The organism is Hydrogenophaga sp. PML113 (assembly GCF_001777155.1).
Lineage (GTDB): Bacteria > Pseudomonadota > Gammaproteobacteria > Burkholderiales > Burkholderiaceae_C > Hydrogenophaga > Hydrogenophaga borbori.
This window is the reverse complement of record NZ_MIYM01000004.1, coordinates 271,709-294,884: the sequence shown is the minus strand read 5'-3', so window position 1 is coordinate 294,884 and position 23,176 is coordinate 271,709. Positions and strand designations below refer to the sequence as shown.

21 protein-coding genes, 1 pseudogene and 1 riboswitch are annotated in these 23,176 nt (G+C 72.1%); of the genes and pseudogenes, 6 read left to right on the top strand and 16 right to left on the bottom strand.

Features of this window, described 5'->3' with window-relative positions:
• Position 1 precedes the first annotated feature (1 nt).
• Genes BHU06_RS09835 through BHU06_RS09815 form a run of 5 tightly spaced genes read right to left on the bottom strand, consistent with a single transcriptional unit; the run spans position 2 to position 5,984 of the window.
• The gene (locus BHU06_RS09835; RefSeq protein ID WP_254668145.1) at positions 2-1,534 is read right to left on the bottom strand and encodes a class I adenylate-forming enzyme family protein; all 1,533 of its coding nucleotides are present in this window, start codon (positions 1,532-1,534) and stop codon (positions 2-4) included.
• Positions 1,531-3,474, bottom strand: coding sequence for an asparagine synthase (glutamine-hydrolyzing) (asnB, locus tag BHU06_RS09830; RefSeq protein ID WP_070398993.1), 1,944 nt, complete (start codon positions 3,472-3,474; stop codon positions 1,531-1,533). Before asnB ends, BHU06_RS09835 begins: the two co-directional genes overlap by 4 nt.
• A gap of 36 nt (positions 3,475-3,510) precedes the next feature.
• Positions 3,511-4,647 carry a hypothetical protein gene (locus BHU06_RS09825; RefSeq protein ID WP_175442830.1) on the bottom strand — a complete coding sequence of 379 codons (1,137 nt, stop codon included), beginning with the start codon at positions 4,645-4,647 and terminating at the stop codon, positions 3,511-3,513.
• A 13-nt stretch (positions 4,648-4,660) separates the two neighbouring features.
• Complete coding sequence (locus tag BHU06_RS09820; RefSeq protein ID WP_070398991.1) at positions 4,661-4,930, bottom strand: acyl carrier protein; 270 nt, start codon at positions 4,928-4,930, stop codon at positions 4,661-4,663.
• A 19-nt stretch (positions 4,931-4,949) separates the two neighbouring features.
• Entirely contained in the window at positions 4,950-5,984 is a 1,035-nt protein-coding gene (locus BHU06_RS09815) for a 3-oxoacyl-ACP synthase III family protein (RefSeq protein WP_070398990.1), read from the bottom strand.
• A gap of 252 nt (positions 5,985-6,236) precedes the next feature.
• Here BHU06_RS09815 and BHU06_RS09810 point away from each other — a divergent pair, with 252 nt between their 5' ends.
• Complete coding sequence (locus BHU06_RS09810; protein ID WP_070398989.1) at positions 6,237-7,325, top strand: PA0069 family radical SAM protein; 1,089 nt, start codon at positions 6,237-6,239, stop codon at positions 7,323-7,325.
• 14 nt (positions 7,326-7,339) lie between these two features.
• Here BHU06_RS09810 and BHU06_RS22970 read toward each other — a convergent pair whose 3' ends face one another.
• From BHU06_RS22970 to thiC, 7 genes and pseudogenes are all read right to left on the bottom strand, one after another.
• Positions 7,340-7,549: an oxidoreductase-like domain-containing protein gene (locus tag BHU06_RS22970; RefSeq protein WP_239478321.1), complete on the bottom strand. Its 210-nt coding sequence runs from the start codon at positions 7,547-7,549 to the stop codon at positions 7,340-7,342.
• Positions 7,550-7,567: 18 nt separating this feature from the next.
• Positions 7,568-7,807: pseudogene (locus tag BHU06_RS22965) on the bottom strand (DUF1653 domain-containing protein); the annotation flags it as partial.
• The gene (locus BHU06_RS09800; RefSeq protein ID WP_070398987.1) at positions 7,804-8,886 is read right to left on the bottom strand and encodes a thiamine phosphate synthase; all 1,083 of its coding nucleotides are present in this window, start codon (positions 8,884-8,886) and stop codon (positions 7,804-7,806) included. The pseudogene BHU06_RS22965 and the gene BHU06_RS09800, both read right to left, overlap by 4 nt.
• 33 nt (positions 8,887-8,919) lie before the next feature.
• Positions 8,920-9,723 carry a thiazole synthase gene (locus BHU06_RS09795; protein WP_070398986.1) on the bottom strand — a complete coding sequence of 268 codons (804 nt, stop codon included), beginning with the start codon at positions 9,721-9,723 and terminating at the stop codon, positions 8,920-8,922.
• A gap of 26 nt (positions 9,724-9,749) precedes the next feature.
• Complete coding sequence (gene thiS, locus BHU06_RS09790; protein WP_070398985.1) at positions 9,750-9,965, bottom strand: sulfur carrier protein ThiS; 216 nt, start codon at positions 9,963-9,965, stop codon at positions 9,750-9,752.
• On the bottom strand, positions 9,962-11,050 hold the full coding sequence (locus tag BHU06_RS09785) for an FAD-dependent oxidoreductase (protein WP_070398984.1): 1,089 nt from the start codon (positions 11,048-11,050) through the stop codon (positions 9,962-9,964). The genes thiS and BHU06_RS09785 overlap by 4 nt, the downstream gene beginning before the upstream one ends.
• A 2-nt stretch (positions 11,051-11,052) precedes the next feature.
• Complete coding sequence (gene thiC / locus BHU06_RS09780; RefSeq protein WP_070398983.1) at positions 11,053-12,951, bottom strand: phosphomethylpyrimidine synthase ThiC; 1,899 nt, start codon at positions 12,949-12,951, stop codon at positions 11,053-11,055.
• Positions 12,952-13,062: 111 nt separating this feature from the next.
• Positions 13,063-13,177, bottom strand: a riboswitch (TPP riboswitch).
• Between the two features lie 69 nt (positions 13,178-13,246).
• Here thiC and BHU06_RS09775 point away from each other — a divergent pair.
• Entirely contained in the window at positions 13,247-13,630 is a 384-nt protein-coding gene (locus tag BHU06_RS09775) for a VOC family protein (RefSeq protein ID WP_070398982.1), read from the top strand.
• 28 nt (positions 13,631-13,658) lie between these two features.
• Here BHU06_RS09775 and BHU06_RS09770 read toward each other — a convergent pair whose 3' ends face one another.
• Positions 13,659-14,210, bottom strand: a complete 552-nt coding sequence (locus BHU06_RS09770) for a glycine zipper 2TM domain-containing protein (protein ID WP_070398981.1) — start codon at positions 14,208-14,210, stop codon at positions 13,659-13,661.
• A 123-nt stretch (positions 14,211-14,333) separates the two neighbouring features.
• A complete protein-coding gene (locus tag BHU06_RS09765) occupies positions 14,334-14,912 on the bottom strand; it encodes a mechanosensitive ion channel family protein (protein ID WP_070398980.1) in 579 nt (192 codons plus the stop codon).
• 53 nt (positions 14,913-14,965) lie between these two features.
• On the opposite strand from BHU06_RS09765, the gene BHU06_RS09760 reads away from it, so the two are divergent.
• Complete coding sequence (locus tag BHU06_RS09760; protein ID WP_070398979.1) at positions 14,966-15,655, top strand: phytanoyl-CoA dioxygenase family protein; 690 nt, start codon at positions 14,966-14,968, stop codon at positions 15,653-15,655.
• A gap of 13 nt (positions 15,656-15,668) precedes the next feature.
• Here the strand turns inward: BHU06_RS09760 and xdhB are convergent, their stop codons facing one another.
• Together xdhB and xdhA are read right to left on the bottom strand one after the other, a co-directional pair.
• Complete coding sequence (xdhB, locus tag BHU06_RS09755; RefSeq protein ID WP_070398978.1) at positions 15,669-17,975, bottom strand: xanthine dehydrogenase molybdopterin binding subunit; 2,307 nt, start codon at positions 17,973-17,975, stop codon at positions 15,669-15,671.
• Positions 17,972-19,459, bottom strand: a complete 1,488-nt coding sequence (gene xdhA / locus BHU06_RS09750) for a xanthine dehydrogenase small subunit (protein ID WP_070398977.1) — start codon at positions 19,457-19,459, stop codon at positions 17,972-17,974. Before xdhA ends, xdhB begins: the two co-directional genes overlap by 4 nt.
• A 155-nt stretch (positions 19,460-19,614) precedes the next feature.
• Between xdhA and BHU06_RS09745 the strand changes: the two genes are divergently transcribed.
• The 3 genes from BHU06_RS09745 to BHU06_RS09735 are packed head-to-tail and all read left to right on the top strand — an operon-like array spanning position 19,615 to position 23,163.
• The gene (locus BHU06_RS09745) at positions 19,615-20,571 is read left to right on the top strand and encodes a LysR family transcriptional regulator (RefSeq protein WP_070398976.1); all 957 of its coding nucleotides are present in this window, start codon (positions 19,615-19,617) and stop codon (positions 20,569-20,571) included.
• Complete coding sequence (locus tag BHU06_RS09740) at positions 20,568-22,121, top strand: ABC transporter ATP-binding protein (protein ID WP_070398975.1); 1,554 nt, start codon at positions 20,568-20,570, stop codon at positions 22,119-22,121. The genes BHU06_RS09745 and BHU06_RS09740 overlap by 4 nt, the downstream gene beginning before the upstream one ends.
• On the top strand, positions 22,108-23,163 hold the full coding sequence (locus tag BHU06_RS09735; RefSeq protein ID WP_070398974.1) for an ABC transporter permease: 1,056 nt from the start codon (positions 22,108-22,110) through the stop codon (positions 23,161-23,163). Before BHU06_RS09740 ends, BHU06_RS09735 begins: the two co-directional genes overlap by 14 nt.
• Positions 23,164-23,176: the final 13 nt, after the last annotated feature.

The window sequence follows — 23,176 nt, the reverse complement described above, 5'->3', positions numbered from 1 at the left end:
CTCAGGCCAGGTCGCGCCGGCGCAGCTTGCCGGACTCGGTCTGGGGCAGCTGGTCGACGAAGGCCACGGCCTTGGGCGCCATCCAGCTTTCCAGGCGGGCCTGGCAGTGGCGGATGACCTCGCGCTCGCTCAGCGTGGCGCCGGGTTGCAGCCGCACGTGGGCCTTCACGGCCAGGCCCAGGCGTTCGTCGGGCATGGGGGCGACGGCGGCCTCCAGCACGCCGGGCAGCTCGCAGATGGCGTGCTCCACTTCCAGCGGGTAGACCTTCTCGCCGCGCGACTTGAACATGTCGTCGGTACGGCCCACGCAGTAGAGCCAGCCGTGCGCGTCGCAGCGGAAGACGTCGCCGGTGCGCAGGGTGTGTTCGCCGGGGCGTGGGCCCGGGGTGATGCGGCCGGTCTGGCCGGGCGGCGCGTTCCAGTAGCCGGGGCTCACGTGCGGGCCGCTCACCACCAGCTCGCCGGTGGCGCCGAGGCCGCCGTCGGGCAGGCGCTGGCCATGCTCGTCGATCAGCCAGTGGGCCTGGAAGGGCAGGCCGCGGCCCACGCTGTCGGGACGGATGTCCACCTCGTCGTGCGGCAGGTAGCTCGCGCGCATGCACTCGGTCAGCCCATACATGAGCAGCAGGCGCGCCCGGGGCAGGCGCTGGCGCAGCTGCGCGGTGTGCGCGGCCGGCAAGGCGGCGGCGGCGTTGGTGATGAGGCGCAGGGCGGACAGGTCGTGCGCGCCCAGGTCCAGCGCCAGCAGGCTGGCCCACAGCATGGGCACGCCAGGGAAAACGCTCACGCGCTCGGCCGCGAGGCGCTCCAGCAGCCTGGCGGGAAAGGCGGCGCTGTTTTCCAGCACCAGCGTGGCGCCCAGCCCCAGTCCCATCACCACGTGGTACAGGCCGTAGCTGAAGCTGGGCGGCAGCGCCAGGCCGATGACGTCGTCGGGCCGCAGCTGCAGGTAGGTTTGCACCGCGCGCCAGGCCGCGAGCATGTTGGCGTGGCTGAGCATCACGCCCTTGGGCTGCCCGGTGGTGCCTGAGGTGTAGATCAGGGTGGCCAGCTCGCCAGGGCTGGTGGGGCCGGCGAGGGGCGCGGGGATGGGGGCGGGCCGGGGCCAGGGCTGGGTGGCCGTGGCCGCGGGTACCGGGCCATGGGCCCACACCAGCGTGCCGGGCGCCTGCGCGAGCGCGGCGGTCCACACGGTGGCCAGCGTGGCCTGCGTGAGCAGGGCGCGCGCGCCGGTGTCGGCCAGCACGTGGGCGAGCTTGGCCGCCTTGGTCTGCGGGCCCAGCGGCACCGCCACCGCGCCCAGGCGCCACACCGCGTGCAGGGCGGCCACGTACTCGGCGCCGCTGTCCAGCAGCAGCACCACGCGATCACCGCGCCGCAGGCCCTCCATCTGCAAGGCCTCGGCGATGCCCTGGGCCATGGCCGCGAGTTCGCCGTAGCTCAGGCGCCGCTCGCCCACCACCACGGCGGTCTTGCCCGGCTGTTCGCGGCCGCGCGCCTCGAAGGCGCTGTGCACAAACGGGCCCATGCTCATGACGGCTCCATCGCCGGTGCCTCGGCGCGCACGAACTGCCGGTGCAGCAGTTGGGTGGACAGCACACCCACGAAGGCCATGTTGTCGGCGAAGCCGATGGCGCGGCCGGCCGCGCACTTGGCGCTGAGCCGCGCGACGGCGGGGGCGTCGAACAGCCCGGCCTCGCGCAGGCTGTCCTCGCTCAGCAGCTCGCGCACCCAGGGCAGGGGCTGGCCGTTGTCGAAGAAGCTGGCGCTGTCGGGCGAGCGGTAGGGCTGCTTGGTGCGTTGGCCGATGGCGGGTGGCAGCTCGCGCGCGAAGGCCTGGCGCAGCAGCAGCTTCTCGCGCAGGCCGCGCATTTTCAGGCGCGGCGGCAGGGCGGCGGCGAAGGCGATCACGCGCGGGTCCAAGAAGGGGTAGCGGCCTTCGATGGACGCCGCCATGGCCATGCGGTCGCCCTGCGCGGCCAGCAGGTAGCCGCTCATGAGCGTGTGCGCCTCGGTGTACTGGTCGCGCGCCAGCGGCTGCCAGCGGGCGAAGGCCTCGGGCACGCGCGCGCGCCATTGCGCGGCGGGCTCGTGCGCGGCGAGCCTGTGCTGCCACTCGGGCGTGAAGAAGGCCCAGGCGCGGCGCGTGCTGGCCAGGCGCGTTTGGTGGGCGAAGCCGGGGTCGCCGTCGGGCACGCGGCTGTCGGTGAAGAAGCGCTGCGCGAGGACGTTGTTGGCGCCGCCGGGCGAGCGCGCCATCCAGGGGTAGAGCCGCTCCACCGCGCGCGCGCGCCGCGCCGAGCCGGGCAGTCGCGCAACGAAGCGGCGGATCTTGGCTTCCTTGAACAGGTCGTAGCCGCCGAACACCTCGTCCGCGCCTTCGCCGGTGAGCACCACCTTGTAGCCGGCCGCGCGCACGCTGTCGGCCAGGCGCAGCATGGGGGCGGGGGCGGTGCGCACCAGCGGGGTCTCGGCGTGCCACACGCTGCGCGCGAAAGCGGCGGCGATGTCCGCCCGGCCGCAGCCGATGGCGCTGTGCCGCGTGTCCAGGTGACGCACCATCAGGCGCTGGTGCTCGCTCTCGTCGTACTCGGCCTCGTCGAAGGTGAGCGAGAAGCAACGCAGCGGTGTGTCGGTGTGGCGGCGGATGATGGTGGTGAGGATGGACGAGTCCAGCCCGCCGCTGAGGTAGGCGCCCACGGGCACGTCGGCGCGCAGCTGCAGTCGCACGGCGTCCACCAGCAGGGCGTGCAGCTGGTCGGCCAGCGCGTCCTCGTCCACGGGGGCGAAGGGGTCGCTGTCGGGGAAGTCCCAGTCCCACCAGCGGCTGAGGCGCTCACCGGCCGCGTCCACCACCAGGCGGTGGCCCGGCGGCAGGCAGTGGATGCCTTCGAATGCCGTGTGCGGCGCCAGTGGCGCCCACCAGCCCAGGCTGGAGGCGAGGCCGGCCGGGTCGAGCGCGCGCGGCACGGCGGGCAGGGCGAACAGGGCCTTGGCCTCGGAGGCGAAGGCCAGGCGTTCGCCCATCCGCGTCCAGAACAGCGGGCGGATGCCCACGCCGTCGCGCGCCAGCAGCAGGCGCTGGCGCGCGGCGTCCCACAGGCCGATGGCGAACTGGCCGTTCAGGCGCGACAGGAAGCCATCGCCCCAGGCCTGGTAGGCCTGCAGCAGCACCTCGGTGTCGGAGTCGGTGCGGAAGCGCCGGCCCAAGGCGCGCAGCTCGGCGCGCAGTTCGATGTAGTTGAAGATTTCGCCGTTGAAGACCAGTTGCACCCGGCCGTCCGCGCTGGCCATGGGCTGGGCGCCGCCGTCAAGATCGATGATGGCCAGGCGCGCGTGCGCCAGGCCGATCGGCCCGTCGTGCCACACGCCCTGGCCGTCGGGGCCGCGGTGGTGCAGGGCGCGCGCCATGGCGGCGAGTTCCTCGCGCCGGGGCGGCTGGCGGGGGCTGAAGAGACCGGCGATGCCGCACATGCTCAGGCCTCGCTCGGCAAGGGGCGCTCAGGCTTCCTAGAAGCCATCGGCGTCGTCGCGCAGGTCGGTCAGGCGCCAGGGCGCGCGGGCCAGCCGGGCGGCCAGTTCGGGGTCGCGCGACTGCACGCCGCAGGGGCGGCCCCCGTCGTCCTGGGACGGCAGGAAGCCGGCGCGCGCGGCCACGCGCCGCGAGGCCTCGTCCTGCAGCAGCAGGCGCACGCAGGTGCAGCGCTGCGCGGCGGCCTCGCGGATGGCCTCGTGCAGCAGCACCAGCAGGGTGTCGTCGCCGTCGTGGTGCCAATCGACCAGGTGCAGCTCGGGCCGGCCGCGGTCGTCGGTCTCCACCGACCAGGCGATGAGGCCGGCCACGGCGTCGCCGCGTCGCGCCACGCGCAGGCTCAGGGGCCGGCGCGGGTTGTCGAGCAGGCGGCGCTGCAGGTAGGCGCCGCCGTGGCGCAGGTGCACGCCGGCGGCCCCGCGCGCCACCGGCGCGCTGAGCGCGGGGTCGAGCCGCGGGGTGTTCTCCAGCGTGAAGCCGCGCGGGCGGTGGCGGCGCAGCGCCAGGCGCCGCAGGGCCAGGCCGGCGTTGGCCAGGCGCATGGCCAGTGGCGTGGCGGCCAGCGCGGGCCAGCGGCGCTGAACGAAGGGCTGCAGGTCCAGTGGGTGGGTGAAGGTCAGGCGCGGCGGTAGCGGCTCGAAGAGGCGGCGCACGATGCCGGCCGAGTTCTGGTTGGCACCCACCGCGAGCGTGAAGCCGTGGCGCGCGAGCATGGCCTGGTTGAGCCAGATGCCCAGGCCCGACTCCTGCGCCTGCGGCCGCACCAGCAGGTCCATCACCTGCGCGCCGGCGAGCGCCTGGCCGTCCAGTTCGATGGGCAGGTCTTCCACGCCGATGGTGGCCAGGACCCGGCCGTGGGCGTGCAGGCACCACAGCTCGCCGAAGCCCGCACCCTCGCGCCCGAGGCGGTAGCGCCAGCGCAGGTAGGCGTCGTCGTCCCATTCGTGGCCGGGCAGCAGGTGCTCGCGGCGCAGGGCGATGAGCTGGGGCAGGTCGTCCAGCGTGGCCGGGCGCAGGCCCTCGCGCAGCGCGGCTTCGTCCAGGCCCAGGCTGCGCGCCACCAGGCGGCCGAGCTTGTCGTGCGCCGGCACGCGTGGCGCCGGTGCCGGCGCCACGGGGCGGCTCGGTTCAGTCGCCCGCACGCAGCGCTCCCTGCTCGCGCAGGAAGTCCAGCACGTGGCCGATGCGCGTCATCTCGCGCGAAACCTCGGCCGTGAGCTCGATGCCGAAGCGCTCGTCGAGTTCGGCGATCAGCATCAGCGCGCCCATGGAGTCCCAGTCTTCGATGGACTCGCGTTCCACGTCCGGGTGCAGGCTCTCGGGCGGCACGTTGAAGCACTCGGCCAGCATGGCCAGGGCCTCGGTCTGGGTGATGGTGGGGCGGGTGCTGGGCGTCATGCGGAGCGGTTGGGGTGGATCACAGGCCTTCGCCGTCGTCGTGCAGCAGCAGGGTGCGGTGATCGGCCCGCACCAGGGCGGCGCCCCAGGACAGGCCCACGCCGTAGCCCAGCAGCATCCACAGCCGGTGCTGCCCGGGCGGCGGCGGCGCGATCCGGCGCGTGAGCGCCACCGCCACCGACGGGCCGCCGCAGTTGCCGCTGTCCTCGATCGACATCGGCACGCGCTCGTCCGGCAGGCCGCTCTTCTTCATCAGGTGTTTCATGATGAAGCGGTTGGACTGGTGGAAGACGAAGGCGTCGACGTCGGCCACCGCCTTGCCGGCGAAGGCCAGGGTGTCGGCGATCAGCGCGGGCACGCGCTTGATGGTGAAGTTGAAGATGGCCGCGCCGTCCATTTCCAGGAAGCGGTGGCGCGGGTCGGCCGGCTCGCGGTCGCGGAAGGCGCCGCCGCGCAGGATCAGGCCTTCGGCGCCGCTGCCGTCGGTGTGCAGCACGAACTGGCCGCCAGCGGCCGGGTCGTCGTCGAGTTCCAGCGCGGTGGCCGAGCCGGCGTCGCTGAACAGCAGCACGGTGGCCTGGTCCTCGGGGCTGACGAAGCGGCTGGGCGTTTCGCCGTGCAGCATGAGCACGCGCCGGTGGCCGCCGCCGCGCAGCATGGCGGCCGCCAGGTACAGGCCATAGGGGTAGCCCGAGCAGCCCAGACCGACGTCGAAGGCGGCGCAGCTGTCGGGCAGGCCCAGTCGCTGCTGCAACAGGCAACTGGTGGAGGGCAGGAAGTGGTCGGGCGTCTGGGTGACGAAGATCAGCGCGCTCACGGTGTCGGGCGCCCAGCCCAGGCGCTCCATCAGCCGCGTGGCGGCGCGAAAACACAGATCGGCCGAGGTGAGGCCGGGCGTGACCACGCGGCGCTCGCGCACGCCGGCCATGGCCACCACCTTGCGCACGTCCTCGGGGGCGAAGCCCAGGGCCGGGTCGAGGTTGTCCACCACCGTCGGCGGCAGGCAGGTGCTCACGCCGGCCAGGCGAAAGCCGCCGATGTTCGATTGGCTCAACCGGGGTCCCTCTTGAAATCTGGAAGAACGGGCGATCTCAGCGCGAGGGCTGGACGTCTTTTGGCTTACCCTGGTCAGTATAAGGAGGGGCCGATGCGTGCCCCCACATTGGGCGACGGGCATAAGTCACACAAGTGGGGGGCGCGCGGGGAACCGGGCCAGTTCGTGGCCCTGGCGGCGACGACGGGCGGCCGTGCGCGCCGGCTGGGTGCTTCATATACTGTGGTTTTGTACAGTATTTTGGAGGCCCTCATGACCGAGGTCCACATCCCCGTGGCGGCCCTCAAAGGGCGAGGCGTGTCCTTCCGACAGCCCCACCGTTTCGAGTCCGCCGCGCGCGCCGCTTTCGACGACGGCTGGAGCACGCTCGACGCCGCGCAGGCCGAAGAACACGCCGCGCCCGCCACCAGCGTGAGCTGGGAGGACGCCTGCAGCGCGATCACCACCAACGCCTCGCCCGACATCGGCTTCGTGCACGGCCTCAACCCCTACCGGGGCTGCGAGCACGGCTGCGTGTACTGCTACGCGCGGCCCAGCCACAGCTACCTCAACCTCTCGCCGGGGCTGGATTTCGAGACCCGCCTCATCGCCAAGCGTGGTTTCGCCGAGGTGCTGGCGCGCGAGCTGCAGCGCCCGTCCTACGAGCCCAGCATGGTGGCCCTGGGCACCGTGACCGACGCCTACCAGCCCATCGAACGCGAGCTGCGCTTGACGCGCGCCACGCTGGACGTGCTGGCCCGCGCGCGCCACCCGGTGGGCATCGTCACCAAGGGCAGCGGGGTGGAGCGCGACATCGACCTGCTCGCGCCGCTGGCCGAGCAGGGCCTGGCGGCGGTCTACGTCACCATCACCACGCTGGACCCCAAGCTGGCGCGCGCCCTGGAGCCGCGCGCCGCCGCGCCGCACCGGCGACTGCGCACCATCCGCACCCTGGCCGAGGCCGGCATCCCCGTGGGCGTGAGCGTGTCGCCGCAGATTCCCTTCCTGAACGAAGACATGGAGCAGGTGCTGGAGGCCGCGCGCGAGGCCGGCGCGCGGCGCGCCTTCTACCAGGTGATCCGCCTGCCCTGGGAGCTGGCGCCCATCTTCCGCCAGTGGCTGCTGCAGCACTGCCCGCAGCGCGCGGGGAGGGTGATGGCGCGCATCCAGGACATGCGCGGCGGTCGTGACTACGACAGCGATTTCGCCACCCGCATGAAGGGCAGCGGCCCCTGGGCCGAGCTGCTGCGCCAGCGCTTCCACAAGGCCTGCGCGCGGCTGGGCTACGCCACCGAGCGCGAGGCCATGGACCTGTCGCGCTTCCAGCCGGCGGCGCTGTCGGCGCAGCGGGAATTGTTCTGACGCGGCCGGCGGCCTCAGCCCAGCCGCTCCAGCGCGTCGTCGGCCCAGTAGCGCACGGCGTGGTAGTAGCCCTCCCACACGCAGCCGTGGCAGCCGCGGCCGCAGCAGGTGCCGGGCTCGGGTGGCGGGGCGCGCAGGGCGCTGTCCAGGTCGACGCCCTGGCGCTGCGCGCGGCCGCGCAGGTGCGCGATCAGCGCCTGCGCGCTGGCCCGGTCGGCGGGCATGAGCTCGGCCGCGCGGACGCGGCGGAAGCGCTTCTGCTCCCGGCCCTCGAAGACAGCGGTCTCATTGAACATGGCCGAAGGCCGCACCCACAGGCCCCCGCCTTTCAGGCCCGCGCCGTAGAGCGCGCGGTACAGCACCAGCGGCTGCAGCGTCTCGCTGCAGCGCACGGTGTCGATCACCTCGTACCAGCCGCCTTTGTAGTGGCGGTACAGGCCGGGCGGTGTGGGGGTCAGCGGGGGCAGGTCGTCGTCGTTCACGCGCACTCGGGCGACAGCGTGGGATGTGGCCACGCCGGGGCGGGGCGGCGCGGCGCGGCGTGTCCCGCTTCCCAAGCGCGCTGCCAGCGCGGCAGCGTGGCGCGCGGGTCCTCGCCCAGGCCGCGCACCACGCACACCGTGGCCGCGCCGGTGGTGGCGCATTGTTCGAGCTGGTCGGGGTCCAGGATGCCGCCGATGGCGATCACCGGCCGTCCGGCCATGCGCACCCACCAGGCCAGGTTGTCCAGGCCCTGCGCGTGCCAGGGCATGTCCTTGGTGAGCGTGGGCCAGACCGGGCCGCAGGCGATCAGGTCGGCCCCGGCGCCGCGCGCGCGGCACAGCTCCCACAGGCTGTGCGAGCTCATGCCCAGCTGCAGGCCGCGCGCCTGTGCGGTGGCGATGGTGGTGCGCTCGGTGTGCCGCAGCGCCAGCCAGTCTTCCTGCCCCAGGTGCAGGGCCGGCGCGTTCAGCGACAGCGCCAGGCGCCAGTGGTCGTTCACCACCAGGGCGGCGCGGCCGGCGCCGCGCGCGGCGTCCAGCGCGGCGCGCAGTTCGGGCACCAGCGCGGGGTCGTCGCGCCGCGCCTTGATCCGCAGCTGGATCAGGCCGGCGCCGGCCTCGGCGCAGGCGCGCACGCGCTCGGCGCTGTCCACGATGGCGTAAACGCCCAGCGCGGGCACGTGCGAGAGCGGCGCCGTCCAGCGCGCCGGGGTCTCGTCGACGGAGAGCACCGGCAGATCGAGCGAGCTGGCGCGGTCGGGCAGGCGCGCGAGCACGGCCGCGTCGGCGGCGACCCAGCCTTGCGCCAGCGCGGCGCTGAAGCGCAGGGCGTGGTCCGTGGGGCCCGAGCGCGGGCGCGTCAGCCAGCCCTGCGCGTTCAGGGTGTCCAGCCAGTCGTGCGGGTCGCCGGTGATCACCACGTCGCTGGCGCCCTGGTCGCGCAGCGCGCGGGCGAGTTCGGGAACGGACAGGCGGCCGGCGGGCAGGCCCAGGCGCGCGGCCGCCTCGTGGGCGGTGAGGCGCAGTACGGCGTCGGTGGTGGCGTCGCTGGGCGATTCGGTGGGAGCGGGGGATTGCATGGTCGCGGGAGTGTCGCCGATCGGGGGCGGTGCTCAGCCGATCAGCATGGGCCGCCCGCTCACGGGCGTGCTCGCCACAGCCATGTCCTGCGGCGCCATGACGCCGGCCTCGAAGGCCAGGCGGCCCGCGCGCACCGCGTCGCCGAAGGCGCGCGCCATGGCCACGGGCTCGCGCGCGTGCGCCACGGCGGAGTTCAGCAGCACGGCGTCGAAGCCCAGCTCCAGCGCCTGCGCCGCATGCGAGGGCGCGCCGATGCCGGCGTCCACCACCAAGGGCACGCCCGGCAGGCGCGCGCGCAGCGTGCGCAAGGCCCAGGGGTTGAGCAGACCCTGGCCCGAGCCGATCGGCGCACCCCAGGGCATCAGCACCTCGCAGCCGGCGTCCAGCAGGCGCTGGCAGGTGACGAGGTCATCGGTGCAGTACGGAAAGACCGCGAAGCCGGCCTTCACGAGTTCGGCGGCGGCCTCGACCGTGCCCCAGGGATCGGGCTGCAGGGTGTGCTCGTCGCCCACCACCTCCAGCTTGATCCAGTGCGTGTCGAGCAACTCGCGCGCCATGTGCGCCAGGGCCACGGCCTCGCGCGCGCTGCGGCAGCCGGCGGTGTTGGGCAGCAGGCGCACGCCGCGCGCGCGCAGCGGCGGCAGCAGCTCGGCCAGGAAGGCGTTGCCCTCGGCGCCACCGGCGGCCGCCATGCGGCGCAGGCCCAGCGTGACGACGGACGCGCCGCTGGCCTGCAGGGCCTGCTGGAGCACGGTGGGCGAGGGGTAGCCGGCGGTGCCCAGCATCAGTCGCGTGGCAAGGGTTTCGCCATAGGCGACCCAGGGCGCAGGGTCCATGAGAGGTGTCGTCTGGAGGTCCACGCTCAGCCTCCGACGATGGCTTCGAAGGTGCTCACCTCGTCGCCAGCCTGCAGGGGGGTGTCGGCGCGCGCGGCGCGCGGCACAAAGCGCGCGTTGAGCGCGGTGGCCACGCGTTCGGGGCGCAGGCCTTCGCGCTCCAGGAGGCTGTGCAGAGTCGTGCCGGGCGGGCAGGGCAGTTCGCGACCGTTCAGGCGCACGGTGGGAAGGGGGGCTGTCATGGCGGGGATTGTCCCTCGCTCGCCAAGCCCGCGGCGGCAAGGGCGTCTTGCACCACCGCGGGTGCGACCATCCAGCCGTGGCGGAACAGGCCGTTGATGCGCAGCAGCCCGGGCCTGTGCTCGATGCTGGGCAGGTGGTCGGCGCGCGCGGGGCGCAGGTTGGTTTCCAGGTGGTCGATGCGGGCCTCGGCGAGCTCGGGCAGCACGCTGTGGGCGGCCGACATCAGCTCGACGGCGCTGCGCAGGCTGACGGGCGAGCGGTCCTCGCTCTCGATCTCGCTGGCGCCCACCACGATCCGGTCGCCCGGGCGCGGCACCAGGTAGACGCGGTGGCGCGGGTGCAGCAGGCGCACGGGCCGCCGCAGGCGCACGCCGGGGGCGTGCAGCCACAGCACCTCGCCGCGCACACCGCGCAGCGGCACCTCGGGCCGCGCACCCAGGCCACGCGTGTCGATGGCGAGATCGGCCGCGGCGGTGTCGCCGCCGATCAGGCGCAGGCGGCCCGCGTCCACGGTGTCGACCAGGGTGTTCCAGTGCCATTGCACGCCGCCGGCCTGCTCGGCCAGGGCCAGCAGGGTCTCGCGCGGCAGCAGCTGGCCTTCGCCGGGCAGCAGCCAGGCCAGCAGGCCGCTGGCCAGCGCGGGCTCCAGCGCGCGCAGCGTGGCGGCGTCCAGGGGCTGGGGCGCGGGCGCTTCGGGCACGCCGTTCAGGCGCGCCAGCGTGCGCTGCGCGTTGCCCCGGTCGCTGCCGTGCGCAAGCAGCAGGCTGCCCTCGGTGCGCACCAGCCCGGGCGCCCCGCCCTCGGCCAGCTGCCGGCCGATGGCCTGCCACAGCGGCAGCGAGCGCCAGCCCAGGCGCGCCACCGCGGGCTCGGCGCCGTCGAGTTCGGCCAAGGGGCTCAGCATGCCGGCGGCGGTGAAGCCCGCCGCGTGCGGCCGCGGGTTCACCGCCGCCACCTGGCCCGGCGTGGGCGGCTGGGGGCCGTCGGCCGGGTCGAACACGCTCACCGAATGGCCTTCGCTCGCCAGCCGCCAGGCCAGCAGGCGGCCCAGTACCCCGGCGCCCGCGATCGCGATGCGCGCCATGCTCAGCCCTTCTTCAGCGTGTCGAGCGGCACGTAGAACTCGCCGCCCGCGGCCTTGAACTGGGCCGACTTCTCGGCCATGCCCTGCTGCAACGCCTCGGCCTCGGCCAGGCCTTTCTGCTCGGCGTAGTCGCGCACGTCCTGCGTGATCTTCATCGAGCAGAACTTGGGGCCGCACATGGAACAGAAGTGCGCCTCCTTCGACGAGTCCTTGGGCAGGGTTTCGTCGTGGTAGGCCTCGGCGGTGTCCGGGTCCAGGCCGAGCGCGAACTGGTCGCGCCAGCGGAACTCGAAGCGCGCCTTGCTCATGGCGTCGTCGCGCGCGCGCGCGCCGGGGTGGCCCTTGGCGATGTCGGCCGCGTGCGCGGCGATCTTGTAGGCAATGATCCCCTGCTTCACGTCGTCGCGGTCGGGCAGGCCCAGGTGCTCCTTGGGCGTGACGTAGCACAGCATGGCCGTGCCCATCCAGCCGATCATGGCCGCGCCGATGGCCGAGGCGATGTGGTCGTAGCCCGGCGCGATGTCGATGGTCAGCGGGCCCAGGGTGTAGAAGGGCGCCTCGTGGCAGTGCTTGAGCTGCTCGTCCATGTTGGCCTGGATCAGGTGCATGGGCACGTGGCCGGGGCCTTCGATCATGGTCTGCACGTCGTGCTTCCAGGCGATCTGCGTGAGCTCGCCCAGCGTGCGCAGCTCAGCGAACTGGGCCTCGTCGTTGGCGTCGGCGCCGCTGCCAGGGCGCAGGCCGTCGCCGAGCGAGAAGCTCACGTCGTAGGCCTTCATGATTTCGCAGATTTCCTCGAAGTGCGTGTAGAGGAAGTTCTCCTTGTGGTGGGTGATGCACCACTTGGCCAGGATGGAGCCGCCGCGCGAGACGATGCCGGTGCGCCGCTTGGTCGTGAGGTGGATAAAGGGCAGGCGCACGCCCGCGTGGATAGTGAAGTAGTCGATGCCCTGCTCGGCCTGCTCGATCAGGGTGTCGCGGAAGATCTCCCAGCTGAGGTCCTCGGCCACGCCGCCCACCTTCTCCAGCGCCTGGTAGATGGGCACGGTGCCGATGGGCACGGGCGAGTTGCGCACGATCCAATCGCGCGTGGTGTGGATGTTCTTGCCGGTCGAGAGGTCCATCACCGTGTCGCCGCCCCAGCGGATGGACCACACGAGCTTCTCCACCTCTTCCTCGATGCTGGAGGTGACGGCCGAGTTGCCGATGTTGGCGTTGATCTTCACGCCGAAGTTGCGGCCGATGATCATCGGCTCGAGCTCGGGGTGGTTGATGTTGGCCGGGATGATGGCGCGCCCGCGCGCGACCTCTTCGCGCACGAACTCGGGCGTGATGATCTCGGGGATGCGCGCGCCCATGGGGTTGCCGCGCAGGCGTGCCTCGCGCTCGGGGTCGCCGAGGTACTCGCGCATCCAGTCGCGCTTGCCGTTCTCGCGGATGGCGATGTACTCCATCTCGGGGGTTACGATGCCTTGGCGCGCGTAGTGCATCTGGGTGACGTTGGCGCCGGCCTTGGCGCGGCGCGGCGTGCGCTGCAGCGCGGCGGCCTCGCTGCGCAGGGCGGCGATGCGCTCGGCCGCGTGCGCATCCGGTACCTCGTGCTTCACGCCGTCGTCCAGCGCCTGGCGCTCGCGCCCGCTGTAGGCCTCGGTGTCGCCGCGGGCCTCGATCCAGGCCGCGCGCACGGGGGCCAGGCCCTTCCGCACGTCGATGCTCACCGTCGGGTCGGTGTAGGGGCCCGAGGTGTCGTAGACCGTCACGCGCTCGCCGTTGGTGAGCGCGATCTCGCGCATGGGCACCTGCACGCCGGCCTGCGCGCCGGGCACGAAGACCTTGGTGGAGGCGGGGAAGGGCTCGCGCGTGAGCGTGAGCAGGGGGGCGAACTTGTCGGGGGCGTTCATGGGGCGGTCTCCTGGTGGCGAGCAACGGGGGCTGTGTGCTCCGGAGGACCGCCGGGCGGGAGTTCATGCCGGGCTCCCGTGCCGCCATGGGGCGGTGGGCTGGCATGCCGCTCATCTCGGCTGCGCTCTTCTTTCGCCGGTACTAGCCGGATCAAGTTCACGGGTTCGGCATTTCAGCCATCTCAGCGCCGGGCCTTCACAGGCCGGGGCACCCCGGAGCAGAGGGGAGTGTACGCCGGGGCCCGGTGTGGGCATAGTGAAAGCCCTTCCACCGATCGATTGCAAGGAGACCCGCATGAAGAACAACCCCGTGGGCTGGTTCGAGATCTATGTGCAGGACATGCCGCGCGCCAAGGCCTTCTACGAGGCGGTGTTTCAGGGCGCGCTGGAACCGCTGGGCAACCCGGCCCCCGGCGAACCCCTGGATATGTGGGCTTTTCCGTCCGTGAGGGACGGCTACGGCACGCCCGGCGCGCTGGTGAAGATGGCGGGCATGCCTTCCGGCGGCAACAGCACGCTGGTGTACTTCGTCTGCGACGACTGCGCCGTCGAGGCGGCGCGCGCCAAGGCCCACGGCGGCTCGGTCTTCAAGGACAAGATGTCCATCGGCGAGTACGGCTTCATCGCCCTGGTGAACGACACCGAGGGCAACCTGATCGGCCTGCACTCGATGCGCTGAACACCCGCGCTTGCGCGGGTGGGGCCGGTCAGGAACGCGCGGCGGCCGGTGGCGTGGTGTCCACCTTGCCGTCCTTCACCGGCAGCGTGGCGCCGGGCTTGAACGAGGTGCGGACCGTGGCGTCCTGGCCGTCGAGGCGGTAGGTCACGTCGTAGCCGGAGAGCTTCTGCGACTTGTCGTTCACCGTTCGGCAGCGGCGTTCGGTGGTCGTCACCGTGTCGTTTTGCTGCATGCGCTTTTGCACCTGATTGCCCGCGTAGCCCCCGGCGGCGGCGCCGGCCACGGTGGCCACCGTCTTGCCGGAGCCCTTGCCGATGGTGCTGCCCAGCAGGCCACCGGCCAGACCGCCCACCACGGTGCCGGCGATGCGGTGTTCGTCTTTCACAGGCGCCTGGCGCTGCACGGCCACGTTCTCGCACACCTCGCGTGGCGTGTTGACGGTGGTCATCACTTCCTTGACCGACACCACCTCGGCCAGCTTGGGTCTGGCGAGGGTCTGGTAGCCGCCGACGGCACCGGCGCCCAGCACCACCATGGCGAGTCCGCCGATGGCGATGCCCTTGATCATTGATGTGTCCATGTGGCTCACTCCTTTGGCCGCGAGTCTGCGGCGCTGGCCAGGGGCGCCTGTAACCACCGGTTTCTGGCGCGCGGGAGTGGAAACAGATCGGTAACGGGCTTTACGAAGCGGCCGGCTGGCGGCTCAGTCCAGCAACGATCCGAGCACCGGCTGCTGGCTTTTGCGCAGGCGCGTGGTGCGCTGGAAGAACAGGCTGTTGGGAATGCGCAGGTGCGTGGGCTCCTTGCCGTCCACAGGGTCTTCCTTCAGGGTGGTGTAGACGAGGTTGATGTCCAGCACCTCGCCGGCCAGGCCGGGCTTGTCGCCGCCTTCCAGCAGCTCGATGTGGTCGTGCAGGCCGAACGGCCGCGTGGTGAAGATCAGCACCGAACAGAAGATGTTGGAGAGCACGCTCCAGGCCGCGAAGAAGGCGATGGCGCCGACGGTGACGAAGCCCGTGAAGCCGGCCCAGATGACGCCGGCCGACACGCCCAGGCGATCGAGGATCCACAGCAGGGCGGCGCCGCTCAGCAGCAGCGTGACCAGGCGCTTGCTGCCCACGGTGAAGTCCAGCGGCAGGTTCTTCTCGGCGGCCAGCCGGGTGATGAAGCGGTGCAGCAGGGAGCGCAGCAGCATCGCGACGAGGACGATCACGACGATCTGCAGGGCGATGGTGATGGCTTCGATCCAGGGGTGGGCCCAGTCGGGGAGGAAGGGTTTCATGTCTGTCGGGTCGCTTGCGGGAGGGGCGGGTCATCCGTTAGTGTCGGCGATCGATGACGCCCGACCAGGTCCACAGTTTCAACGACAGGGGCATCGTGCGACTGGACGGCTTTCACGCCCGGGGCGTGGCGCCCGTGCGGCAGCGCGTGCTCGACGAGCTCCGGCGCCTCACCGGCGGCAAGGGCCTGCCGCGCGCGGTGCAGGGGCTGCCGGTGTTTCAGCAGATCGGCAAGCTGTCGTCCCTGGTGAAGGTGCCCGGGGCGCACGGGGCGCTGGTGACGCCAGCCCTGATGGCGTGCATCGGCCAGCTGTCCGGGCGCGCTGCGCCTGTGCCGCAGCCGCTTCAGCTCTTGTTGTCGCCGCCGCAGCAAGGGGCCTGGCGTCTGGAGGGCCTGAACTGGCACGTGGACGTGGTGGCCGATCCCCCCGGGCGCCTGCCGGGCATCCAGGCGTTTTTCCTGATCGACGATGTGGCGCCTCACGGCGGCGCGACGCTGGCGCTGGCGGGATCGCATCGGGCGGCGGCGCAGCGCGGCGCCGACGGGGTGTCGCTGCGCGAGGCGCTGCGTTCAACGGCGGATCGGGCGGCGCGGCTGCAGGCGCTCGGGGTCGACGTCGTCGAGATGTCAGGGCGCGCGGGCGATGTCTACCTGATGGACATGCGCCTCTTGCACACGCCGTCGATCAACGCCACCCGGCAGATGCGCCTGATGGCGACGACGCGCTGCCTGTTCGGCCCCTGAGGGCGCCGCCGCGTCAGCCGCCCAGGGCCTTCAGAACCTCTTCCGCCGTCCCCGGTGCGTTCATCGCCTCGGGGTCGCCGCCGGCCTGCGCCACCGCGTCCCGCAGCGCTTCGTAGACGCTGATCGCCAGCATGAACGGCGGTTCGCCCACGGCCTTGCTGCCGTGCACGTTGTCCTCGCGGTTGGCTTCGGGCCAGAGGTCGATGTTCCAGCGCGGCGGCAGGTCGCCCGCGGTGGGGATCTTGTACGTGCTGGGGGCGTGGGTCTGCAGGTAGCCCTTGTGGTTCCACACCAGCTGCTCGGTGGTGAGCCAGCCCATGCCCTGGATGAAGCCGCCCTCGATCTGGCCGATGTCGATGGCCGGGTTGATGCTGTGGCCCACGTCGTGCAGGATGTCCACGGCCAGCACGCGGCTCTCGCCGGTGAGGGTGTCGATGGCGACTTCGCTGCAGGCCGCGCCGTAGGCGAAGTAGTAGAAGGGCCGCCCCTTCATGGTCAGCTTGTCGTAGTGGATCTTGGGCGTGCGGTAGAAGCCGTCGCTCCAGAGCTGGATGCGGTTGGCGTAGGCCGCGTTCACCACGTCCTCGAAGCGGCGCGTGCTCTTGGGGGTGATCACCTCGCCGCCGAGGAAGCGCACCGCGCCCGCGCCGCAGCCGTCCTGGCCGGCCACGAAAGCCGCGAGGTTGTCGCGCACGTGGCGCGCGGCGAACTGCGCGGCGCGGCCGTTCAGGTCGGTGCCGCTGCTGGCGGCGGTGGCGCTGGCGTTGGGCACCTTGCTGGTGTCGGCCGCGGTGGCGATGACGCGCTCGAAGGGCACGCCCAGCTCATCGGCCACCACCTGCGCGACCTTGGTGTTCAGGCCCTGGCCCATCTCGGTGCCGCCGTGGTTCACCATCACGCTGCCGTCGGTGTAGACGTGCACCAGCGCGCCCGCCTGGTTGAACAGGGTGGCGGTGAAGCTGATGCCGAACTTCACCGGCGTGAGTGCGATGCCTTTCTTGATGACCGGGCTGCGGGCGTTGAAGGCCTCGATGGCGGCGCGGCGGCGTTCGTAGCCCGCGCTGCGCGCGAGCGCCGTCATGAGCGGTTCGAGGATGTTGTCCTCCACCTTCATGTCGTAGTGCGTCTGGTCGCGTTCGCCAATGCCGTAGAGGTTGCGCAGCCGCACCTGTAGCGGGTCGAGGCCGAGGTGGCGCGCGATGTCGCCCAGGATGCGCTCGATGGCGATGACGCCCTGCGGCCCGCCGAAGCCGCGGAAGGCGGTGTGGCTCTGCGTGTTCGTCTTGCAGCGGAAGGAGTGAATGGCGACGTCTTCCAGGAAGTACGCGTTGTCGCAGTGGAAGATGGCGCGGTCGGCGACCGGGCCCGAGAGGTCGGCGCTGAAGCCGCAGTTGGCCAGCATGACGATGTGCAGGCCGCTCAGGCGGCCGTCGCCGTCGAAGCCCACGCGGTAGCGGTAGGCGAAGGGGTGGCGCTTGCCGGTGACCATGAAGTCGTCGTCGCGGTCCAGCCGCAGCTTGACCGGGTGGCCGGTCTTGCGCGCGGCCAGCGCGGCCCACACGGCCAGGTGGCCGGCCTGGGTTTCCTTGCCACCGAAGCCGCCGCCCATGCGCCGGCACTCCACCGTCACCGCGTGGTTGGGGACACCCAGGGCGTGCGCCACCCAGTGCTGCACCTCGCCGGGGTGCTGGGTGCTGCTGTGGATCCACCACTGGTTCTGCTCCAGCGGCAGCGCATAGGCGATCTGGCCTTCCAGGTAGAAGTGCTCCTGGCCGCCAACCTCGAATTCGCCGTCCAGGGTGTGCGGCGCGCGCGCCAGCGCGGCGGCGGCGTCGCCGCGCGCCACGTGCACGGGCGGCAGCACATAGCTTTTGAGCTCGTGCGCCTCGTGCACGCTCAGCACGGGGTGCAGGGGCTCGATGCGGGGCTTGACCAGGCGGGCGGCGCGGCGTGCGGTCATGGCGTCGTCGGCCACGATCAGGCCCATCACCTGGCCCAGGAACTGCACCGAGTCTTGCGCGAACACGGGCTCGTCGTGGCCGAAGGCGGCGAGGATGGGGTCGCCGGGCACGTCGGCCGCGCCGACAAAGGCGCGCACGCCGGGCAGGGCGAGGGCTTCGGCGGTGTCGAAGCCGCTCAGGCGGCCGTGGGCCACGGGCGAGCAGACGGGCGCGGCGTGCAGGGTGCCGCGCACCTCGGGGATGTCGTCGATGTAGGTGGCGGCGCCGGCCACCTGGGCGTGCGCACTTTCATGGAAGCGCGAGGCGCCAGCGGCGCTGGTGGTCTGGCGCTGCAGCAGGGCGGTGTCGGGGGCGTTCATGCCAGGGCCTCCAGGTCCAGGGATTCCAGCCGCAGGCCGCGCTGGCCCTGCTGCGCCAACCAGTGGCGGCGCAGCAGATTGCCCAGCACCGCGCGGCGGTAGTCGGCGCTGGCGCGCATGTCGCTGATGGGGCGGAACTCGTCGCGCAGCACGGCGCTGGCGGCCATCACGGTGTCTTCGTTCCAGGGCTGGCCGGTGAGCGCCGCCTCGGTCAGGGGCGCGCGCACCGGCGTGGCGGCCACGCCGCCGGCGCCGATGCGGGCTTCGCGCACCACGCCGCCGTCGATGCGCAGCTTCACGGCCAGGCAGACGGCCGAGATGTCGTCTTCGAAGCGCTTGCTCACTTTGTCGACCTGCAGGCACTCATCCGGCGAGGGGCGCGGCACCTTGATCCAGCAGAGCAGTTCGTCCGCCCGCATCACGTTTTGGCGGTAGCCGGTGTACAGGTCTTCCAGGCGCAGCTCGCGGTGGGCGATGGCGCGCCGCTTCGTGTCCCAGCGCATCAGCACGACGCTGGCGCCCAGGGCGATGAGCAGCGGCATGCTGTCGCCGATGGGCGAGCCGTTGGCCACGTTGCCGCCCAGGGTGCCGGCGTTGCGCACCGGCAGGCCGGCGAAGCGGTGGGCGAAGGCGGCGAGCGAGGGCCGCTCGGCCACCAGCGCGGCGTAGGCCTGCGTCAGGTTCACGGCGGCGCCGATGGCGATGTGGTGCGGGTAGGTCTCCACGCGGCGCAGCTCGGCGGCGCCGGTCACGTCGAGCAGTCGGGGGTAGCGCTGGTGCTGTTTGGTGATCCACAGGCCGACGTCGGTGGTGCCGGCCACCACCTGCGCCTCGGGGTGGGCGGCGCGCGCCTGCAGCAGGGCCTGCAGGCTGGCGGGGCGCCGGTAGGGCGCCTCGGGGTCGGGTTGGCCCAGGGTGCGCAGGCCGCGCAGCACGGCGGCCTCGTCGACGCGGGCGCCGGCCGGGCAGGGCAGCTGGCCCATGCGCGCGGCGGCGTCCAGGATGGGCCGGTAGCCCGTGCAGCGGCACAGGTTGCCCGACAGCGCGGCCTGGGCGGCGGCGTGGTCCACGCCCTGGCCACCGCCGGTGTGTTCGTACAGGGCGAACAGGCTCATGACGAAGCCCGGGGTGCAGAAGCCGCACTGGCTGGCGTGGCACTGCACCATGGCTTCCTGCACCGGGTGGGCCTGACCGTCGACGGCCAGGTCTTCCACGGTGAACACCGCCTGGCCCTGGACCGAGTGCGCCAGCTTGATGCAGGCATTGACGGCCTGCAGCTGGAGCCGCCCGTCCACCGCTTCGCCCAGCACCACGGTGCAGGCGCCGCAGTCGCCCTCGCCGCAGCCCTCCTTGGTGCCGGTGCAGTGCAGGTCCTCGCGCAGGACCTGCAGCAGGGTGCGGTCGGGCGGCACGGCGGGCAGGGTGACGGGCTGGCCGCGGCGCAGGAAGGTCAGGGGCTGGGCGGTCGAATTCTGGACGGACATTGACAATCTCCGCGCATGGCGCTACGAGGCGAGCGTCTTCGGGCGGCCGGGCGACGCTCATGCGGGCCAGCATACCCATACCGGCACAGCACGTCATATGCTTGGGCGTATGCCGCCAATGCCTTCCATCCGATGCCACTGAACCCGACTGCGCCATGAAATACGGCCCCATGTTCGAGCGCATCGACCTGCACCTGATCCGTGTGCTGCACACCGTGCTCACGGAGCGCAGCGTGTCGCGGGCGGCCATCAAGCTGGGCATGTACCAGCCGGCGGTGAGCGCCGCGCTCAAGCGCCTGCGCGAGCTGGCCGGCGACCCCCTGCTGGTGCGTTCGGGCGCCGGCATGGTGCCCACGGTGGCCGGACTGCGCATGATCGAGCCGGCCGCCGACATCCTGCGCAGCGCCGAGGTGCTGTTCTCCGACGCCCGCGCCTTCGACCCGGCCACCGCCTCCCACGTCTTCAGCCTGGCCGCCAGCGACTACCTGGACCCGCTGTTCCTGCCCCAGCTGGTCACCCAGATCAAGGCGCAGGCGCCCAACGCCAGCATCGACATCCACCCCTTGTCCAGCGACGCCGACTACCGCAACCACCTGGCCCAGGGCACGGTGGACGTGGTGATTGGGAACTGGATGCGCCCACCCGAGGACCTGCACCTGGGCCGCCTGTTCGGCGACGAGGTGGTGAGCCTGGTGGCCAAGCACCACCCGGCGGTGCGCCGTGGCTGGGACGCCGAGGCCTGGCTCAGCGCCGAGCACGTGGCGCCCACGCCCACGCACCCGGGCGCGCGCGGCGTCATCGACGAGCACCTGGCCGGCCTGGGCCTGACGCGGCACATCACGGCGCGCTGCCCGCATTTCGGACTGATCCCGGCCATGGTGGCGGGCAGCCTGCTGGTGCTTACCACCGGTCGGCAATACTGCGAGCGTTTCACGGCGCAGCTGCCCGTGACCATCCTGACCCCGCCCGTGAGCTTCCCCCGCATGATGTATTACCAGCTCTGGCACGAGCGCACCCACGCGTCCAAGGCGGGGCGCTGGCTGCGTGACCAGGTCAAGTCCGTCGCCGCCTCGCTGCGCGCGAGCGAATCCACCCGTGCCGAGGCCGCATGAGCGAATTCCCCTCTCTACGACTCGAACTCAGCGGCATCACCAAGCGCTACCCCGGCGTGGTGGCCAACGACGGCGTCTCGCTGAGCGTGCGCCCCGGCGAAATCCACGCCGTGCTGGGCGAAAACGGCGCCGGCAAGTCCACGCTGATGAAGATCATCTACGGCGCCGCCAAGCCCGACGAAGGCGCGGTGCGCTTCAATGGCCAGGCCGTGCACGTGCGCGACCCGCGCGAGGCGCGCGCCCTGGGCATCAGCATGGTGTTCCAGCACTTCAGCCTGTTCGACACCATCACCGTGGCCGAGAACGTCTGGCTGGGACTGGACAGGTCCTTCTCGCTCGCGCAGGTGCGCGCGGCCATCCGCGCCAAGGCGGGCGAGTACGGGCTGGACGTGGACCCCGAGCGCCCGGTGCACACCCTGTCCGTGGGTGAGATGCAGCGCGTGGAGATCATCCGCGCGCTGCTCACCAACCCGCAGCTGCTGATCCTGGACGAGCCCACCTCGGTGCTCACGCCGCAGGCGGTGGACAAGCTCTTCGTGGTGCTGCGCCAGCTGGCGGCCGAGGGTTGCAGCATCCTCTACATCAGCCACAAGCTGCACGAGATCCGCGAGCTGTGCACCGCCTGCACGGTGCTGCGCGGGGGCAAGGTCACCGGCGTGTGCGATCCGCGCGAGGAAAGCAACGCCTCGCTCTCGCGCCTGATGATCGGCGCCGAGCCGCCCGAGCTCACGCACCGGCCGCTGCACGCTGGCGAGCCGGTGCTGCGGGTCAACGCGCTCACCCTGGCCAGCGACGACCCCTTCGGCACCGCGCTGCAGGACGTGGCGCTGAGCGTGCGCGCGGGCGAGGTGGTGGGCATCGCCGGCGTGTCGGGCAATGGCCAGGGCGAGCTGCTGCGCGCGCTCTCGGGCGAAGACGTGCGCGCCCCGGCCGGCAGCGTGCGGTTGGGCGAGCGGGATGTGGCCGCGCTGGGCCCCGCGAGGCGGCGCGCCCTGGGCCTGCATTTCGTGCCGGAGGAGCGGCTGGGCCGCGGCGCGGTGCCCACGCTGTCGCTGGCGCAGAACCTGCTGCTGTCGCGGCGCGATGCGGTGGGCCGTGGTGGCTGGATCCGCGTGGGCGCGCTGCGGCGCCAGGCCGCGGACATCATCGAGCGCTACAGGGTCAAGGCCAACGGGCCGGACGCGGCGGCCAAGTCGCTGTCGGGCGGCAACCTGCAGAAATTCATCGTCGGGCGCGAGATCGAGGCCAAGCCCAAGCTGTTGATCGTCAGCCAGCCCACCTGGGGCGTGGACGTGGGGGCGGCGGCGCAGATCCGCGGCGAGATCCTGGCGCTGCGCGACGCCGGTTGCGCGGTGCTGGTGGTGAGCGAAGAACTGGAGGAGCTGTTCGAGATCAGCGACCGCCTGCACGTCATCGCCAAGGGGCGCCTGTCGCCCAGCCTGGACCGCGCGGACGCCACGGTGGAGCGCATCGGCGAATGGATGTCGGGCCTGTGGACCGGGCGCGAGCGGGACAACAACCAGAAGGAGACCGCGCATGCTGCGGCTTGAAGCCCGTCCCCAGCCGTCGAAGCTGTGGGGCTACGCCTCGCCGCTGCTGGCGCTGGCCATCACGGTGCTGATCGGCATCGCCCTGTTCGAGGTGCTGGGCAAGGACCCGGTGCGCGGCCTGCAGGTGTTCTTCTGGGAACCCATCAAGAGCGGCTACGCCCTCTCCGAGCTGCTGGTGAAGGCCACGCCGCTGCTGATCATCGCCCTGGGCCTGGCGGTGTGCTTCCGCTCCAACGTGTGGAACATCGGCGCCGAGGGGCAGTACATCATCGGCGCGGTGTTCGCGGGGGGCGTGGCGCTCACCGCGGACAAGGGCACCGGGCTGTGGATCGTGCCGGCCGTGATCCTGGCGGGCATGCTGGGCGGCATGTTGTGGGCCGGCATCACCGCACTGCTGCGCGACCGCTTCAATGCCAACGAAATCCTGGTGAGCCTGATGCTGGTCTACGTGGCGGTGCAGGTGCTCAACTACCTGGTGTACGGCCCCTGGAAAGACCCGGCGGGCTACAACTTCCCGCAGACCAAGACCTTCGAGCGGGTGGCGCAGATGCCGCGCCTGATGGACGGCTCGCGCGTGAACATCGGCCTGCTGTTCGCGTTGCTGGGCGTGGCCGGCGTGTGGCTGTTCCTGTTCCGCACGGTCTCGGGCTATGCCCAGACCGTGGGCGGGCTGGCGCCCATGGCCTCGCGCTACGCCGGCTTTTCCTCGCGCAAGGCGCTGTGGGTGGCGCTGCTCACCTCGGGTGGCGCGGCGGGCATGGCCGGGGCCTTCGAGGTCGCCGGCCCCATCGGCCAGCTCACGCCCTACGTGCCGGCGGGCTACGGCTTCGCGGCCATCATCGTGGCCTTCGTGGGGCGGCTGCACCCGGTGGGCATTGTTTTTTCGGCCGTGCTCATGAGCATGTTCTACATCGGCGGTGAACTGGCGCAGTCGCGCCTGGGCCTGCCCAAGTCCATCACCGGCGTGTTCCAGGGCCTGCTGCTGTTTTCGCTGCTGGCCTGCGACACGCTCATCGCGTACCGCGTGCGCTGGAAGCAATGACGACCCCCACGCT

Bases quoted from the DNA above. Each gene is read 5' to 3' on its own strand.
- BHU06_RS09835 (WP_254668145.1), bottom strand. From the start codon at position 1,534: ATGAGCATGGGCCCGTTTGTGCACAGCGCCTTCGAGGCGCGCGGCCGC.
- asnB (WP_070398993.1), bottom strand. From the start codon at position 3,474: ATGTGCGGCATCGCCGGTCTCTTCAGCCCCCGCCAGCCGCCCCGGCGC.
- BHU06_RS09820 (WP_070398991.1), bottom strand. From the start codon at position 4,930: ATGACGCCCAGCACCCGCCCCACCATCACCCAGACCGAGGCCCTGGCC.
- BHU06_RS09810 (WP_070398989.1), top strand. From the start codon at position 6,237: ATGACCGAGGTCCACATCCCCGTGGCGGCCCTCAAAGGGCGAGGCGTG.
- BHU06_RS22970 (WP_239478321.1), bottom strand. From the start codon at position 7,549: ATGCCCGCCGACCGGGCCAGCGCGCAGGCGCTGATCGCGCACCTGCGC.
- BHU06_RS09800 (WP_070398987.1), bottom strand. From the start codon at position 8,886: ATGCAATCCCCCGCTCCCACCGAATCGCCCAGCGACGCCACCACCGAC.
- BHU06_RS09795 (WP_070398986.1), bottom strand. From the start codon at position 9,723: ATGGACCCTGCGCCCTGGGTCGCCTATGGCGAAACCCTTGCCACGCGA.
- thiS (WP_070398985.1), bottom strand. From the start codon at position 9,965: ATGACAGCCCCCCTTCCCACCGTGCGCCTGAACGGTCGCGAACTGCCC.
- BHU06_RS09785 (WP_070398984.1), bottom strand. From the start codon at position 11,050: ATGGCGCGCATCGCGATCGCGGGCGCCGGGGTACTGGGCCGCCTGCTG.
- thiC (WP_070398983.1), bottom strand. From the start codon at position 12,951: ATGAACGCCCCCGACAAGTTCGCCCCCCTGCTCACGCTCACGCGCGAG.
- BHU06_RS09775 (WP_070398982.1), top strand. From the start codon at position 13,247: ATGAAGAACAACCCCGTGGGCTGGTTCGAGATCTATGTGCAGGACATG.
- BHU06_RS09770 (WP_070398981.1), bottom strand. From the start codon at position 14,210: ATGGACACATCAATGATCAAGGGCATCGCCATCGGCGGACTCGCCATG.
- BHU06_RS09765 (WP_070398980.1), bottom strand. From the start codon at position 14,912: ATGAAACCCTTCCTCCCCGACTGGGCCCACCCCTGGATCGAAGCCATC.
- BHU06_RS09760 (WP_070398979.1), top strand. From the start codon at position 14,966: ATGACGCCCGACCAGGTCCACAGTTTCAACGACAGGGGCATCGTGCGA.
- xdhB (WP_070398978.1), bottom strand. From the start codon at position 17,975: ATGAACGCCCCCGACACCGCCCTGCTGCAGCGCCAGACCACCAGCGCC.
- xdhA (WP_070398977.1), bottom strand. From the start codon at position 19,459: ATGTCCGTCCAGAATTCGACCGCCCAGCCCCTGACCTTCCTGCGCCGC.
- BHU06_RS09745 (WP_070398976.1), top strand. From the start codon at position 19,615: ATGAAATACGGCCCCATGTTCGAGCGCATCGACCTGCACCTGATCCGT.
- BHU06_RS09740 (WP_070398975.1), top strand. From the start codon at position 20,568: ATGAGCGAATTCCCCTCTCTACGACTCGAACTCAGCGGCATCACCAAG.
- BHU06_RS09735 (WP_070398974.1), top strand. From the start codon at position 22,108: ATGCTGCGGCTTGAAGCCCGTCCCCAGCCGTCGAAGCTGTGGGGCTAC.